This is a genomic window from Pseudomonas sp. 10(2024) (genome assembly GCF_045164175.1).
Lineage (GTDB): Bacteria > Pseudomonadota > Gammaproteobacteria > Pseudomonadales > Pseudomonadaceae > Aquipseudomonas > Aquipseudomonas alloputida.
Window position 1 is genome coordinate 5,595,085 of record NZ_CP174006.1, and the last position, 15,851, is coordinate 5,610,935.

Below are 15,851 nucleotides of genomic sequence, written 5' to 3' on the forward strand. Positions count from 1 at the left end.
TCTGCATTCCCTCACCGCGCCAGCGGTGTAGAATCGGCCTATTCATCGCCAGTCATCCCCGGCGGGTTTATGAGCTCTGGTCAAGCACGCGGCGATCCCGCGCGGTCTTGGCCCCATCCGTGCCAGTGGCAACCGGCCTGCGGCGCAAAGGACACGAGAAGCTCACTCCCCTATTTGTGACCTGATTAAGCCGCCAGGAGTGTTTCATGCCTGATTATCGTTCCAAGACTTCCACCCAAGGCCGCAACATGGCCGGCGCCCGTGCACTGTGGCGCGCCACCGGGATGAAGGACGAAGACTTCAAGAAACCGATCATCGCCATCGCCAACTCGTTCACCCAGTTCGTCCCGGGCCATGTGCACCTGAAGGACCTGGGCCAGCTGGTGGCTCGCGAAATCGAACGCGCCGGTGGCGTGGCCAAGGAATTCAACACCATCGCGGTCGATGACGGCATCGCCATGGGCCACGACGGCATGCTGTACTCGCTGCCAAGCCGCGAAATCATTGCCGACGCCGTGGAATACATGGTCAATGCGCACTGCGCCGACGCCATCGTCTGTATCTCCAACTGCGACAAGATCACCCCCGGCATGCTGATGGCCGCCCTGCGCCTGAACATCCCGGTGATCTTCGTTTCCGGCGGCCCAATGGAAGCCGGCAAGACCAAGCTGGCCAGCCACGGCCTGGACCTGGTCGATGCCATGGTCATCGCGGCCGACTCCACGGCCTCCGACGAGAAAGTCGCCGAATACGAGCGCAGCGCCTGCCCGACCTGTGGTTCGTGCTCCGGCATGTTCACCGCCAACTCGATGAACTGCCTGACCGAAGCCCTGGGCCTGGCCCTGCCGGGCAACGGTTCGACCCTGGCCACCCACTCCGACCGCGAACAGCTGTTCCTCACGGCCGGCCGCACCATCGTCGAGCTGTGCAAGCGCTACTACGGCGAGAATGACGAGTCGGTCCTGCCACGCAGCATCGCCAACTTCAAAGCGTTCGAAAACGCCATGATGCTGGACATCGCCATGGGCGGTTCGACCAACACCATCCTGCACCTGCTGGCAGCAGCACAGGAAGGCGAAGTGGCGTTCGACCTGCGCGACATCGACCGCCTGTCACGCAAAGTGCCGCAGCTGTGCAAAGTGGCGCCGAACATCCAGAAGTACCACATGGAAGACGTCCACCGCGCCGGCGGCATCTTCAGCATCCTCGGTTCGCTGGCCCGTGGCGGCCTGCTGCACACCGACCTGCCGACCGTGCACAGCCGCAGCATGGAAGAAGCCATCGCCAAATGGGACATCACCCAGACCGATGACGAAGCCGTGCACACCTTCTTCAAGGCTGGCCCTGCCGGTATCCCGACCCAGACCGCATTCAGCCAGTCGACCCGTTGGGAAACCCTCGACGACGACCGTGAAAACGGCTGTATCCGCAGCTTTGAACACGCCTACTCGCAAGAGGGCGGCCTGGCCGTGCTGTACGGCAACATCGCACTGGATGGCTGCGTGGTCAAAACCGCCGGTGTCGACGAATCGATCCACGTGTTCGAGGGCACCGCGAAGATCTTCGAAAGCCAGGACAGCGCCGTGCGCGGCATCCTCGCCGACGAGGTGAAAGCCGGCGACATCGTGATCATCCGCTACGAAGGCCCGAAAGGCGGCCCGGGCATGCAAGAAATGCTCTACCCGACCTCGTACCTCAAGTCCAAAGGCCTGGGCAAGGCCTGCGCCCTGCTCACCGACGGTCGCTTCTCGGGCGGTACCTCGGGCCTGTCGATCGGCCACGCCTCGCCAGAGGCCGCGGCGGGCGGCGCCATCGGCCTGGTGCGCGACGGCGACAAGGTACTGATCGACATCCCTAACCGCTCGATCAACCTGCTGGTCAGCGATGAAGAGCTGGCGGAACGCCGTGTCGAGCAGGACAAGAAGGGCTGGAAGCCAGCCGAGGTCCGTCCCCGCAAAGTGACCACCGCGCTCAAGGCCTATGCCCTGCTGGCCACCAGTGCCGACAAAGGCGCAGTGCGTAACAAGGCAATGCTCGAAGGGCTGTAAGGGCTTTTCTGGCATTTGCACAACCGGCGTCTCGTACGCCGGTTTTTTTTGCCTGTGGATGAAGGCCGGATCAAAGCTCTCCCTTCGCGACACATTGGCGTAATTGCGCCAGCAGCAGGGCAGCCGAGCGCTTCGGTGTCGCCGCCGACGTCAGCACGAACTGTGCTTGAGGCAAGGCTGGCAACGTCGACACTTCTACAAGGCCGGCAGCCAGAGCAGACGATCGCGTGACAGGCGTTACCCCAAGCCCGCCACTTACGGCGGTCATCAGCCCGCCGACACTTGGGCTCTGGCAAACGATGCGCCATTGCCGCCCGGCGCGTACCAAGGCCTCAATAGCTGCGGCCCGATAAGGGCATTGATCAGAAAATACCGCCAAGGGCACAGGCGTGGTGACCTCATCGCTGCCCAGCGCAATCGGCCCTCTCGCCCACACCAATGGCTCGGACCAAAGCACCTCGCCCCGTTCTTCATCGCTGCAGCGGCTGCCCAATACGATATCCAGCCCACCCGAGTGGACGAGCGAGAGCAACTCCCCAGTCAGGCCGACGGTCAGGGACACCTCTGCATCGGGGTGTGCCACCGAAAAACGACGCATGCAGTCGATGATCGGGGCTTTCACCATTTCCTCGCTCAACCCCACGTACACCGTGCCTGACACCCGCCGCCCTGCTCCAAGGCTTGCGCGGGCATCATCGTGCAACGCCAGGATGGTGCGGGCATAGCCTGCCAACCGAGCGCCTGCGGGTGTCAGGCTGACCGAACGGGTCGTACGCTCCAGCAATTTTTGTCCAGCTTCGCGTTCAAGCCGCCGAATATGAGCGCTGATCGCCGACTGCGTTAGGTGCAGCCTCTGCGCAGCACGGGTGAAACCACCGGTGTCGGCAACGGCAAGCAAGCTCCGCAAAAGCACAGTATCGAACACAGATTCATCACCTATCTCACTCAATCTCGCGAGCATACGTCATTTCTATAATGAATCTCCCTGAATCAGACTGACCACCGAACGCCTGGGCGCTCAAGCGCCGGCAAGGCTTATCAACACTACTTGGGAGAAGCCCCGTGGTTGAACGTATCTTGTATGTCTGCGCCTCACCCAGAGGAGAGCGGTCCGTTTCCGCTCAGATTACCGACGTGTTCCTGGCGGCATTGGCCGAGCGCAAAGCGGTGGAAATCGATCACTTGAATCCTTGGGAATGTGAACTGCCTGAGGTAGATGGCGCCTTGCTCGCGGCGAAGTACGCGGGGCTTGCCGATGCCCCGCTGTCAACCGCACAGGCAGCTGCATGGGACCGGATCAAGGCCCTCGCTCAACGGTTCCACCGGGCGGATACCTTGGTGTTCAGCGTACCGCTGTGGAATTTCGGTATTCCGTACAAGCTCAAGCACCTGATCGACGCGATTTCGCACAAAGACGTGCTGTTCACCTTCGATGAGCAAGGATTGAACGGCATGCTTGGCGGGCGTCGAGCGATTGCCATCTACACCCGTGGTTTGGGCTACGGGCCCGGCTCACAGACACCCGACCAGGTGTTTGGCCTGGAGAAAACCTTCATCGACACATGGTTTCGCTTCGTTGGGATTAACCAGGCGCACAGTTTAGTGGTCGAACAGACCCTCGGCCCTGAGGGCGCCAGGATCCGTGAACGTGCCATTGAACAAGTGACCCTGTTGGCGCAGAACATTGACCAGAAAGCGGCCCAGACCCTCATTGTGGGCCGCGATGGTTGATATTCCCGTTACTGGATCTGCTCCGGCGTGACGATCACCCAGTTCTTGTCAGCCGTCACCGGCAACCCTTCCTTGGCCTGCGCCGCCGCATTCTTGGCAATCATCCCGTTGAGCTGGTCCATGTACTTGGCCTTGCGGTTTATCCACAGGTGGATACCGCCTTTGCCCACATCCACCCCGTGGAACTGCATGTAGCCATCGCTGGTCGGCGTGTCGCCGCCCACCAGCACCGGTTTCTTCCACTCATCGATGTAGGTAAGGATCGCCGCCTGCTTGCCCGCCATCCAGGTGGCCGGGGTCCACAGGTAAGGGGTCAACTCCAGGCCCTCGTTAGCCTTGGCATCGTAGTGCCCGGCGCTGATCTGCTTGCGCGCAGTGGTCAGCTGTCCGCTGGCGCGGTCCTTGAGCAGCAGGCTCACGCCAATCACGTTCTGGGGCTTCACGTTGTATCCATACTTGGGGTCCGAGGCGACCATGCGCACCAGCTCTTCGGAGGCCGCCGAAACCACATAGACCTCGATGCCATTCTCCATCAGCTTGTTGTACAGCTCGGCCTGGCCCTTGAAGACCTTGGGCGGCTGAACCTCGATGGCCTTGACCTGGTCGCCTTCGTAATAGGTGCTGGGGATCGGCTTGGTCGAAGCCATCAGCTCATCCACCTGCGCCTTCAGCTGCTTGAGGGTAAAGCCGGAGAACACCTGGGCTACCCACGGGTAGCAGACCATGTCATCGATTTCACACAGCCGGTAGTAGTAACTGAACAGGCTTTCCTTGTGCTCGGCAGTGTCCTTGAACGGCATCAGCTTCAACGAAGGGTCGAGCTTGTCGCGGCTTAGCAGCCCCTTGTTTTCCATAAACGGAAGCAAGGCTTCTTCCAGGTCATAGCGATAACTGGTGTTGTCCATGTCAAACACCGCGTAGTTACCCTTGTTGGCATTGGCGGCGATCATGCTGTCGAGCTGTTTGGCCGCGTCGGCAGGCCAGTGTTTGAGCTCCGTGGCGAAGGTTTCGATACTGAACAGCAGGGACAGGCCGATGGCGGCGGCTTTCACAGCGACTTTCATGTACGAATCTCCTGAAATGACCCAGAAACGCTAGTGCAACAATCCCCACTGCAAACCCCCGATAACGACCTCCAGGCAGCTGCAAACGCCTTGTTCATTGCAATCTGCGACATCCCGTTATTCCATAAACGACTATGTAAATTCCATTTGGGTATAAATTCGTTTGTTTTCAGGCTGTTAGCATTTCCGTTCGCAATCGCTCACAGAGGCGATGCCACTTCTGCTTTTTTTGCTGGAGCTTCAATGAACCTGCCGCTGTCACTCAACCTGCTGGCGTTCCTGGCCCTGTTGCTGGGTCTGGCACAAACCCGCCGCACCGACTGGAGCCTGGCCAAGAAGGTACTGCTTGGCCTGGTGCTGGGCGTGGTCTTCGGCCTTGTGCTGCACACGATCTATGGCGCTGGCCACCCTGTGCTCAAGGCAACCATCGCGTGGCTCGACCTGGTCGGCAACGGCTATGTCGGCCTGTTGCAGATGATCGTCATGCCGCTGATCTTTGCCTCGATCCTCAGTGCCGTGGCACGTTTGCACAATGCCTCTTCACTGGGCCGCATCAGCGTGCTGAGCATCGGCACCCTGCTGCTGACCACGGCCATTGCCGCCCTGATCGGCATTGTGTTGACCAACCTGTTCGGCCTCAGCGCCGAGGGCCTGGTGGCCGGCGCCCAGGAAAGCGCACGCATGCAGGTTATCCACAGTGACTACGCGGGCAAGGTCGCCGACCTCAACATCCCGCAACTGCTGCTGTCGTTCATCCCCAGCAACCCGGTAGGCGACCTGGCGCGGGCCAAGCCGACCTCGATCATCAGCGTGGTGATCTTTGCGGTGTTCCTCGGTCTGGCCGCGCTGCAGTTGATCAAGGACGACGCCGAGAAGGGTGAGCGCGCCCTGTCGGCCATCGACACCCTGCAGGCCTGGGTGATGCGCCTGGTGCGGGTGGTGATGAAGCTGACCCCCTATGGCGTGCTGGCGTTGATGACCAAAGTCGTGGCCAGCTCCAACACGGAGGACATCCTCAAGCTGGGCAGCTTCGTGGTGGTGTCGTACCTGGGCCTGGGGTTGATGTTCGTGGTGCATGGCATCATCCTCGCCGCCACCGGTGTGAGCCCGCTGCGCTTCTTCCGCAAGGTGTGGCCGGTGCTGACCTTCGCCTTCACCAGCCGCTCCAGCGCCGCCAGCATTCCGCTGAACATCGAGGCACAAACCCGCCGTCTGGGCGTGCCGCAATCGATCGCCAGCTTCAGCGCATCGTTCGGCACCACCATTGGCCAGAACGGCTGCGCCGGCCTCTATCCGGCCATGCTGGCGGTGATGGTCGCGCCAGCGGTGGGCATCAACACCTTCGACCCACTGTGGATCGCCACCCTGGTGGCCATCGTCACGCTGAGCTCGGCAGGAGTTGCCGGCGTGGGCGGCGGTGCCACCTTCGCCGCGCTGATCGTGCTGCCAGCCATGGGCTTGCCGGTGGAACTGGTGGCGTTGCTGATTTCGGTGGAGCCGCTGATCGACATGGGCCGTACGGCGTTGAACGTGAACGGTTCGATGACGGCGGGCGTTGTCACCAGCCAGCTGCTGAAAGAGACAGACAAGGAAGTGCTGGCCGGTGATGAACATGCCGAGCTGAGCCACACCTGACAGATCGCCGGGGCGCATTGCGCCCCTTTCGCGACAAGGCCGCTCGTGTCTTGCTCAAAACCTAAACCCCCTGCGGTCCCCCGTAGGAGCGGGTTCACCCGCGAAGGGCTGCAAAGCAGCCCCCAACAATCTCACCCCTTATCCCAAACCTCGAAGTGATACACCGGCTTACCTTCCTCAGCCTGTGTCTCGCTAGAAGTCAGCCTCCACTGCCCTTCATCAAACGCCGGGAACCACGCATCCCCCTCTGGCGCCAACTCAACCCGCGTCAGGTACATGCGACTGACCAGCCCCTTCTCCAGCGCCTGCCCATACAGCTGCGCGCCACCAATCAGCATCAGCTCACCGACGCCCTGCTCGCGCGCCCACTGCTCGGCCCGCACCAACGCCTCTTCAAGCGAGGCGAACACTTCGGCACCCGCCAGTTCAAGCCCCGGCTGGCGGCTGACCACGATGTTCAGCCGCCCAGGCAGCGGCCGCCCCAGCGAGTCCCAGGTCTTGCGCCCCATGATGATCGGCTTGCCCAGGGTGGTGGCCTTGAAGTATTTGAAGTCCCCCGGCAAATGCCAGGGCATGGAGTTGTCGATGCCGATCACGCGGTTCTCGGCATAAGCCGCGATCAGGCTGAGGGGAAGTGATGTATTCATGCCGGCGAGGATAGCACCGGGCGTGTGGGTTATGCTTCTGCCTTGACCTGTGCAATGGAAGACCTTGTGACTGCACCCACGCCACTGGACAAGCGCTGGCTCACCGAAGCGGTACGCCTGCGCGAAGAACATGCCGGCCCGCTGGAAGACCAGGAAGCCAACCGCCACGCCCGCCAGCTAGGTGGCGACCTGGCCACGCGCATCGAAACACGTGCGCTGTTCCTGGCCGAGCGCGATGACATGACCGGCGCCCTGCGCCATTGGAAGCAGGGCGCGCGCCTGGCGCTGCTGGCCCTGCTGCTGCTGGCCGTGCTCAGCGGCGCAGGCCTGGGGCTGGCCGCCCTCGGTGACGGGCAGCGCCCGGTGAATGTGTTCTGGGCGCTGGGCAGCCTGCTCGGGCTGAACCTGCTGATGCTGCTGGGCTGGGCCATGGGTTTTGCCCTGAGCGGCGAGCATGGCGCAGGGCTGGGCCGCTTGTGGCTATGGCTAAGCGAACGCTTTGCCCGCGATGCCAAGGCCGCGCACCTGGCGCCAGCGCTGCTGGTGCTGCTGCAACGTCAACGCCTCAACCGGTGGCTGCTCGGCCTGTTGGTACACGGTCTGTGGCTGCTGGCGATGCTCACCGCGCTGGGCATGCTGCTGGCCTTGCTGGCGACCCGACGCTATGGCTTTGTCTGGGAAACCACCTTGCTCGCCGCCGAGCCGTTCATTCACCTGACCCAAGCACTGGGCGCCCTGCCCTCGTTGCTAGGCTTCGCCGTGCCCGACGAAGCCATGATCCGCGCCAGCGGCGACAGCTTGCCGGCCCTGGACATGGCACGCCAGGCCTGGGCCAGCTGGCTGCTCGGCGTGGTGCTGGTATACGGCCTGCTGCCCCGCCTGCTGCTGGCCGGGCTATGCCTGTGGCGCTGGCGCCAGGGCCGTGAACGCCTGACGCTGGACCTGGGCCTGCCCGGCTACGCGCAACTGCGCGAGGCACTGATGCCGCGCAGCGAGCGCATCGGCGTGCAGGATGCTGCCCCGCAAGCCTTGCCACAGTTTGCCGCCGGGCAGCTGGAAAGCGGCAGCAGCGGTGCCCTGCTGGTGGGCCTGGAGCTGGACGACCAGCGCCCTTGGCCACCGGCCCTGCCCAAAAGCGTGACCGATGCCGGCGTGCTCGACAGCCGCGAATCACGCAACCGGCTGTTGGAGCAGCTCAGCCGCTTCCCACCGGCACGCCTGGCCATCGCCTGCGACCCACGCCGCTCGCCAGACCGCGGCAGTTTGGCGCTGCTCGCCGAACTGGCGCGCAATGCCGGCGCAACCCGTATCTGGCTGCTGCAGGCTGCACCGGGCCAGCCCCTCGATGCCGAGCGCCTGGGCGATTGGCACGAAGCTCTTGACCGCCTTGGCCTGCAACATGCCGACACCTCACCGCTGACCTGGCTGGAGCATGGCCATGACTGAGCCACTGAAACTGGCCGTGGTCGGCCATACCAATGTCGGCAAAACCTCGCTACTGCGCACCCTGACCCGCGACGTCGGTTTTGGCGAAGTGTCCCACCGCCCCAGCACTACCCGCCATGTGGAAGGTGCGCGGCTGTCTGTGGACGGTGAACCCTTGCTGGAGCTGTACGACACGCCCGGCCTGGAAGATGCCATCGCCCTGCTCGACTACCTTGAACGTCTGGAACGCCCGGGCGAGCGCCTGGACGGCCCGGCCCGGCTGGAGCGCTTTCTGCAGGGCAGCGAAGCGCGCCAACGCTTCGAGCAGGAGGCCAAGGTATTGCGCCAACTGCTGGCCAGTAATGCCGGGCTGTATGTGATCGATGCGCGCGAGCCGGTGCTGGCCAAGTACCGCGACGAACTGGAAGTACTGGCCAACTGCGGCAAGCCGTTGCTGCCGGTGCTCAACTTCGTCGCCAGCAGCCAGCACCGTGAGCCGGAATGGCGTGAAGCCCTTGCCCGGCTTGGGCTTCACGCATTGGTACGGTTCGACAGCGTGGCCCCGCCGGAAGATGGCGAGCGCCGCTTGTACGAAAGCCTGGCGCTACTGCTGGAAAACGCCCGCCCGGCGCTGCAACGGCTGATCGACGACCAGCAGGCACAGCGTTTGGCACGCCGGCACAGCGGCAAGCGCCTGATCGCCGAACTGCTGCTCGATTGCGCTGCATGCCGGCGCAGTGTCGAGGCCGAACCAGCGGCAGAAGCCCGGGCCATCGAGGCGCTGCGCCAGGACATACGCCAACGAGAACAACGCTGCGTCGAAGCCTTGCTCAAGCTGTATGCCTTCCGCCGCGAGGACGCCCATGCCAGCGACCTGCCGTTGCTGGACGGCCGCTGGGGCGATGATTTGTTCAATCCAGAGACGTTGAAACTGCTGGGCGTGCGCCTGGGCAGCGGCGTGGCGGCGGGGGCGACAGCGGGGGCCGGGGTCGATTTGCTGGTTGGTGGCCTTACCCTCGGCGCGGCGGCGCTGGCCGGGGCGATTGCCGGTGGCGCGCTGCAGACGGCGCGCAACTATGGTTCGCGGTTGATGGGCAAGCTCAAGGGCAAGCGCGAGCTGACCGTGGACGACACGGTATTGCGTTTGCTGGCCTTGCGTCAGCAGCAGTTGATGGTGGCGCTGGATAACCGCGGGCATGCGGCGCAGGACAGCATCAGGCTGGGTGAGCTGGATGAAAAGGCCTGGCGTGAGGGCAAGTTGCCGGAGGCGTTGGTCAAAGCGCGGGCGCACCCGCAGTGGTCCACCCTGAATCCCGGGGCCAAGCTGAATCAGGCTGAGCGGCAGGAGCAGTTGGAGGCGCTGGTTTCACAGATTTGAGCCAGCAGGGTTGGCCTCTTCGCGGGTAAACCCGCTCCTACGGGCGGCCTGTGTACAACCACCGATGTGCGCCCACCACCAATCCGGCGTAGGAGCGGGTTTACCCGCGAATACGGTAGCGGCGGCAACGGTGAGCGGCGGGTAGAAATTGGCCAGCAGGGCCGGCCCTTTCGCGGGTAAACCCGCTCCTACGGGCGGCCTGTGTACAACCACCGATGTGTGTCCACCGCCAATCCGGAGCGGGTTTACCCGCGAATACGGTGGCGGCGGCAACGGTGAGCGGCGGGTAGAAATTGGCCAGCAGGGCCGGCCTCTTCGCGGGTAAACCCGCTCCTACACGGCGGCCTGTGTCCAATCCCCGATGTGCGCCCACCACCAATCCGGTGTAGGAGCGGGTTTACCCGCGAATACGGTAGCGGCGGCAACGGTGAGCGGCGGGTAGAAATTGGCCAGCAGGGCCGGCCTCTTCGCGGGTAAACCCGCTCCTACACGGCGGCCTGTGTCCAACCACCGATGTGCGCCCACCACCAATCCGGTGTAGGAGCGGGTTTACCCGCGAATACGGTAGCGGCAGCAACAGTGAACGGCGGGTGGAAATTGGCCAGCAGGGCCGGCCTCTTCGCGGGTAAACCCGCTCCTACACGGCGGCCTGTGTCCAACCACCGATGTGCGCCCACCACCAATCCGGTGTAGGAGCGGGTTTACCCGCGAATACGGTAGCGGCAGCAACAGTGAACGGCGGGTGGAAATTGGCCAGCAGGGCCGGCCTCTTCGCGGGTAAACCCGCTCCTACACGGCGGCCTGTGTCCAACCACCGATGTGCGCCCACCACCAATCCGGTGTAGGAGCGGGTTTACCCGCGAATACGGTAGCGGCAGCAACAGTGAACGGCGGGTGGAAATTGGCCAGCAGGGCCGGCCCTTTCACGGTTTACCCGCGAAGAGGCCGGCCCTGCAATAGTGAAGCGTTACTGCTGGGCCACCTTCTCCGACTTGCCGTCATAGCGCTTGCGCCATTCGGCCAGAATCTGGTCGCGGTTCTTCGAGGCCCAGGCAAAGTCGTTCTTGATCAACCGCTGCTCATAATCCGCCGGTAGCTCGGTCTGCGGCTTGGCGATGCCCGGCGCGGCCAGTACGGCGAAGTTTTCCTTGTACAGTTCCATGGCCGCCGGGCTGGCGGAGAAATCGGCCAGGCGCTTGGCTGCATCCGCCTTGGGCGAGCCTTTGATCACTGCGGTTGCCTCGATCTCCCAGCCCAAACCCTCCTTTGGCAGCACGATGTCCAACGGCGCGCCTTGGCGCTTGAGCTGAACGGCCGGGTATTCGAACGAAATACCGATCGGGAACTCGCCCGCCGCCGCCAGCTTGCACGGTTTGGAGCCGGAATGAACGTACTGGCCGATGTTCTGGTGCAGCGCATCCATGTAGGCCCAGCCCTGCGGCTCGCCAAAGGTCTGCAACCAGGCACTGACATCCAGGAAGCCGGTGCCGGACGAGGCCGGGTTGGGCATGACGATCTTGCCTTTGTACTCAGGCTTGGTCAGGTCCTGCCAGCTCACCGGTTTGCTCAGGCCCTGTTTCTCGGCCTCGATGGTGTTGAAGCAAATGGTGGCGGCCCACACGTCCATGCCGACCCAGGCTGGCGGGTTGGCGGCGTCGCGATAATTGCCGGAGATCTTGCCCAGGTCCTTTGGCGCATAGGCTTCGAGCATGCCGTTCTGGTCGAGGATGGCCAGGCTCGATGCCGCCAACCCCCACACAGCGTCAGCTTGCGGGCGCTCTTTCTCCGCCAGCAGCTTGGCGGTGATGATACCGGTGGAATCACGCACCCACTTGATCTCGATATCCGGGTTGGCTTTCTCAAAGGCCTGCTTGTAGGTTTTCAGTTGCTCGGCTTCCAGGGCGGTGTAGACCGTCAGTTGGGTATCGGCGGCCGAAGCCTGCAGGCTGAACACGGCGGAAACGGCAACGGCAAGTGCAAGGTGCTTGTGCATGGGTAGGTTCCTTACAGGTCAGACGGTCGCGGCGCGTTGGCGCCAGGCTTGGGAGCGGCGCAGCAGGCCGCGCGAGGCTGCAGCCAGCAACAGTGAAGCGCCGGCACTGGTCAGCAGGATCAAGGTGGACATGGCGGCGGCACCGCCAACGTTGCCGGCGTCGTCCATGTTCAGCACGGCAACGGCAGCCAGGATGGTGTCGGGGCTGTACAGAAAGATCGCTGCCGACACGGTGGTCATCGCCGATACGAACAGGTAGCGGATGATGTCCAGCAGCGCCGGCAGGCAAATCGGCACGGTCACGCGCAGGAAGTGCTTGTACAACGGCGCTTTCAGCGACAGCGCGGCGGCCTCGAACTCGCCGTCGAGTTGGCGCAGGGCGGTGGTCGCGGTCATCTGCGCGGTGGTCAGGTAATGGGCAATGGTGCACACCACCAGCAACCCCATGCCGCCGTACAGCACATGCAGCGGGTTGCCGTTCAGGTTGAAGAAGAATACGTAGCCCAGGCCCAGTACCAGGCCCGGCACGGCCATGGGGATGAAGCTGAGCAGGCGCAGCGCATGGTTGAGCAGGCGTTGGCCCTGGGTCTTCTCCATCAGGTAGGCACCAGTGAAGATCACGATGCTGCCGATCAGCGCGGTGCCAATGGCCATGGTCACGCTATTGCGGTAGGCCAGCCAGCCGCCACCGGCAGTGTCTTCGAACATGTAGTGGCGCAACGACAACGACAGGTTGTAGGGCCAGAAAGTGACCAGCGAGGAGTACACCGCCATACCGATCACCACCAGCAACGCCGCGCACACCAGCAGCACAATGGTCAGGAAGCAGGCATCGCGGCCGCGTGATGGCTTGGGTTCGAACACCTGGGCACGGCCACCCATGGCCTCGCCCTGGCGTCTACGCAGCCAGGCGTCGACGGTAAAGCTCAACAGGGCCGGCAACAGCAGCACCATGCCGATCAGCGCGCCACGGCCGAACTGTTGCTGGCCCACCACCGCCTTGTAGGCTTCCAGCGCCAGCACCTGATAGTCGCCCCCCACCACGACCGGTACACCGAAGTCTGTGATAGTCAGCGTGAATACCAGGCAAAACGCCGCGAATACCGCCTGGCGCGAGGCCGGCCAGGTGATGCTGGTGAACGCACGCCACGAGCCTGCCCCCATGCTGGAGGCCGCATCGAACAGGCGAGCATCGGCCAGTGACAGTGCCGACAGCAGAATCATCAGCGCATGCGGGAAGGTATAGATGGCCTCGCCCAGCACGATGCCCCAGAAGCCGTAGATATTGTCGCTGAGCAACCCACGCAGCAGGCCCTGGTTGCCAAACAGGTAGACCAGGGCGATGGCCGGCAGCATCGACGGTGCCAGCAATGGCAGCAGCGAAATCCCCCGCCACAGGCCCTTGGCCGGAATCAACGTGCGTTGCAGGGCAAAGGCGAACAAATAGGCCAGCGGTACCACAATGGCCGCGACAGTGAAGGCCACCGACAGGCTGTTGCCAAGCAACCAATGGAAGCTGGCGCTGGTGAACAGTTCACGGGCCGCCAGCAAGCCACCGCCCTGGCCCGCTTCACCGCTGAAACCACGCCAGAAGATCGCCAGCAACGGCATCAGCACGGCCAGCACCAACAGGATCAGCAGCAGGCTCTTGCCGCCGACGACGAACAGCCGGTCACCCAGGGCGATGCCAGCACGCGGCGCGGCTTTGGCCTGGCTCAACGGCAGGGACATTGGCGCGGCCATCTCAGGCAAACACCTGCAGGCTCTGCGGCGGCAACGCCACCCAGATGTCCTGCGAGCCCAGGCGCGGCATGGCCTCAGGGGCCAGCTCGGCCAGCAGGGCATGGCCTGGCAGGGCCTTGAGTTCAAAGCTCATGCGGCAGCGGTTACCGAGGAAGGTGATTTCGCGGACCATGGCCGGGAACAGGTTTTCTTCGTGCACCACCGGGTTGACCGTGATCGCTTCCGGGCGGCAGAACAGCCGGCCACTGCTGGCCTGGGCTGAACCCGGCGCCAGGCGCATGTTCATGTCGCCGACCAGGGCATGGCTGTCGCTGCTGCGCTGGAACGGCAGCCAGTTGCCCTGGCCGACGAACTCGGCCACGAACGGCGTGGCCGGGTGGTCATAGATTTCCTGCGGGGTGGCGTACTGCTCGACCTGGCCGTTGTTCATCACCGCGATGCGGTCGGCCATCAACATGGCCTCGTCCTGGTTGTGGGTAACCATCAACGTGGTGATGCCCAGTTGGCGCTGCAGCTGACGCAATTCGGTGCACAAGTGCTCGCGCACCCGGGCGTCCAGCGCCGACATCGGCTCATCGAGCAGCAGCAGCGATGGCGACGGTGCCAGCGCGCGGGCCAGGGCCACACGTTGCTGCTGGCCACCGGAGAGCTGGCCTGGGTACTTCTTCTCGCTGCCAGACAGGCCTACCAGTTCGAGCATTTCGGCCACCTGCTGACGGGCCTGCTCGCGACCACTGCCCGTCAGGCCATAGGCGATATTGGCTTCGACGGTAAGGTTGGGAAACAGCGCGTAGGACTGGAACAGGATGCCGTAGTCGCGCGCCTGGGGGGACAGATCGGAGATATCACGTTCGCCGATGTACAGCGTACCGCGATCCTGGCGCTCCAGGCCGGCAATGCAACGCAGCAGCGTGGTCTTGCCACAGCCGGATGGGCCGAGCAGGCACACCAGTTCGCCCGCGGCGATGTCCAGCGATACATCGTTGAGCGCCGTAAAGGCACCGAAGCGCTTGTGGATGTTGCACACTTTTATCTGTGCGCCGGGGGTGGTGTGGTTCATGGCAAGGCCTCATCGAAGAGATGGGGCCATGCTAGGCAGGCTGTGCGAAGGTTCTGTGGCTTTAAGGCAAAAGCCGGTGATAGTGGTATAGGCAGATTTAGTAGTGGCCTGTACCGGCCTCTTCGCGGGTAAACCCGCTCCTACAACGGAATGCGTGTTCGCGGAAAATGCAGGCATGCGCGATCGCAGAAATGCAGGCATGCATGTACGCAGAAATGCAGGAGCGGGTTTACCCGCGAACAAGCCAACACGAATCTAGAACTGCGAACCGGCCACTTCCTGCGCCACCCCCAGGAATGCCGCCGGCAACCGGGCCTGGCGCCGCTCCTTCAGGCAATACAGGTACTCATGCATCACCGGCGCATTTTCCAGCGCCAGCACCCGGAGTTCGGGATTGTGCGGCACCTCATGGCGGGCAATCACGCTGATGCCGATATTGCGCAGCACCGCTTCGCGGATCGACTCGCGGCTGCCGATTTCCATCATGGCGCTGGCCTTGACCCCAGCCTCCTGCATCATCTGCTCGGTCAGCTTGCGTGTGGTCGAGCCCTTCTCGCGCATCAGCAGGCACTGCCCCGACACCACCTCGATCGACACCGTCTGGCGATGGGCCAGCGGATGGTTGCGGTGCACCGCCACCACCAAAGGGTCAGTGCCCAGTATCCGCCGCACCAACCGTGCGTCCTCCACCCATTGCGACGACGCGGCAATGTCCACCCGGTAATCCTCGAGCATTTCCAGCACCTGCTGCGAGTTGCCGATCTCCACCGCCACTTCAACCTGCGGCAGGCGTTCGCGATAGATCTTGACCAGGTCGAGAATGTAGTAAGGCGCAGTGGCAGCGATGCGCAGGCTGCCCTGGGCCTGGCCACTGTTGCGCAGCTCGAACTCGATGTCGGCTTCCTGCTGCAGCAGCGCCTTGACCATCGGCAGCAGGCGTAAGCCCTCCTCGCTCAACACCAGGCGCCGCCCGCCGCGGTAGAACAGCTCCACGGCGTACTGGCCTTCCAGGCTGCGGATCTGCGTGGTCACCGTGGGCTGGCTGAGGCCAAGCTTCTTCGCCGCCTGGGTGATGCTGCCCAGACGGGCCACCATGTAGAAGGCCTTCAGCTCGGAACTCAGCATGT

Annotated in this window: 12 protein-coding genes; 5 read left to right on the forward strand and 7 right to left on the reverse strand. The window is 63.4% G+C overall.

Annotated features, from left to right (window positions below; all coding sequences use genetic code 11):
- Positions 1 to 206 precede the first annotated feature (206 nt).
- Positions 207 to 2,048, forward strand: coding sequence for a dihydroxy-acid dehydratase (gene ilvD, locus ACI7M0_RS25265; protein ID WP_003249056.1), 1,842 nt, complete (start codon positions 207 to 209; stop codon positions 2,046 to 2,048).
- Between the two features lie 70 nt (positions 2,049 to 2,118).
- Here the strand turns inward: ilvD and ACI7M0_RS25270 are convergent, their stop codons facing one another.
- Positions 2,119 to 3,009 (reverse strand): LysR family transcriptional regulator, encoded by an 891-nt coding sequence (locus ACI7M0_RS25270; protein ID WP_218115555.1) that lies wholly within the window; start codon positions 3,007 to 3,009, stop codon positions 2,119 to 2,121.
- Positions 3,010 to 3,110: 101 nt separating this feature from the next.
- Between ACI7M0_RS25270 and ACI7M0_RS25275 the strand changes: the two genes are divergently transcribed.
- Positions 3,111 to 3,779 carry an FMN-dependent NADH-azoreductase gene (locus tag ACI7M0_RS25275; RefSeq protein WP_129933506.1) on the forward strand — a complete coding sequence of 223 codons (669 nt, stop codon included), beginning with the start codon at positions 3,111 to 3,113 and terminating at the stop codon, positions 3,777 to 3,779.
- An 8-nt stretch (positions 3,780 to 3,787) separates the two neighbouring features.
- Here the strand turns inward: ACI7M0_RS25275 and ACI7M0_RS25280 are convergent, their stop codons facing one another.
- A complete protein-coding gene (locus ACI7M0_RS25280; RefSeq protein ID WP_021783642.1) occupies positions 3,788 to 4,843 on the reverse strand; it encodes a phosphorylcholine phosphatase in 1,056 nt (351 codons plus the stop codon).
- 243 nt (positions 4,844 to 5,086) lie between these two features.
- Here ACI7M0_RS25280 and ACI7M0_RS25285 point away from each other — a divergent pair, with 243 nt between their 5' ends.
- Positions 5,087 to 6,478 (forward strand): L-cystine transporter, encoded by a 1,392-nt coding sequence (locus ACI7M0_RS25285; protein ID WP_104962741.1) that lies wholly within the window; start codon positions 5,087 to 5,089, stop codon positions 6,476 to 6,478.
- A gap of 131 nt (positions 6,479 to 6,609) precedes the next feature.
- Here the strand turns inward: ACI7M0_RS25285 and ACI7M0_RS25290 are convergent, their stop codons facing one another.
- Positions 6,610 to 7,125, reverse strand: a complete 516-nt coding sequence (locus ACI7M0_RS25290) for a dihydrofolate reductase (RefSeq protein ID WP_104962742.1) — start codon at positions 7,123 to 7,125, stop codon at positions 6,610 to 6,612.
- Positions 7,126 to 7,179: 54 nt separating this feature from the next.
- Here ACI7M0_RS25290 and ACI7M0_RS25295 point away from each other — a divergent pair, with 54 nt between their 5' ends.
- Positions 7,180 to 8,571, forward strand: a complete 1,392-nt coding sequence (locus ACI7M0_RS25295; RefSeq protein ID WP_020192726.1) for a DUF2868 domain-containing protein — start codon at positions 7,180 to 7,182, stop codon at positions 8,569 to 8,571.
- Positions 8,564 to 9,928 (forward strand): GTPase/DUF3482 domain-containing protein, encoded by a 1,365-nt coding sequence (locus ACI7M0_RS25300; RefSeq protein WP_129933504.1) that lies wholly within the window; start codon positions 8,564 to 8,566, stop codon positions 9,926 to 9,928. The genes ACI7M0_RS25295 and ACI7M0_RS25300 overlap by 8 nt, the downstream gene beginning before the upstream one ends.
- Before the next feature lie 967 nt (positions 9,929 to 10,895).
- Here ACI7M0_RS25300 and ACI7M0_RS25305 read toward each other — a convergent pair.
- The 4 genes from ACI7M0_RS25305 to ACI7M0_RS25320 form a co-directional block, all read right to left on the reverse strand.
- Positions 10,896 to 11,921 (reverse strand): putative 2-aminoethylphosphonate ABC transporter substrate-binding protein, encoded by a 1,026-nt coding sequence (locus ACI7M0_RS25305; protein WP_014592747.1) that lies wholly within the window; start codon positions 11,919 to 11,921, stop codon positions 10,896 to 10,898.
- 18 nt (positions 11,922 to 11,939) lie between these two features.
- A complete protein-coding gene (locus tag ACI7M0_RS25310) occupies positions 11,940 to 13,664 on the reverse strand; it encodes a putative 2-aminoethylphosphonate ABC transporter permease subunit (protein ID WP_129932865.1) in 1,725 nt (574 codons plus the stop codon).
- A 1-nt stretch (position 13,665) separates the two neighbouring features.
- Entirely contained in the window at positions 13,666 to 14,724 is a 1,059-nt protein-coding gene (locus ACI7M0_RS25315; protein WP_129932864.1) for a putative 2-aminoethylphosphonate ABC transporter ATP-binding protein, read from the reverse strand.
- Between the two features lie 255 nt (positions 14,725 to 14,979).
- The gene (locus tag ACI7M0_RS25320) at positions 14,980 to 15,849 is read right to left on the reverse strand and encodes a LysR family transcriptional regulator (protein ID WP_129932863.1); all 870 of its coding nucleotides are present in this window, start codon (positions 15,847 to 15,849) and stop codon (positions 14,980 to 14,982) included.
- Positions 15,850 to 15,851: the final 2 nt, after the last annotated feature.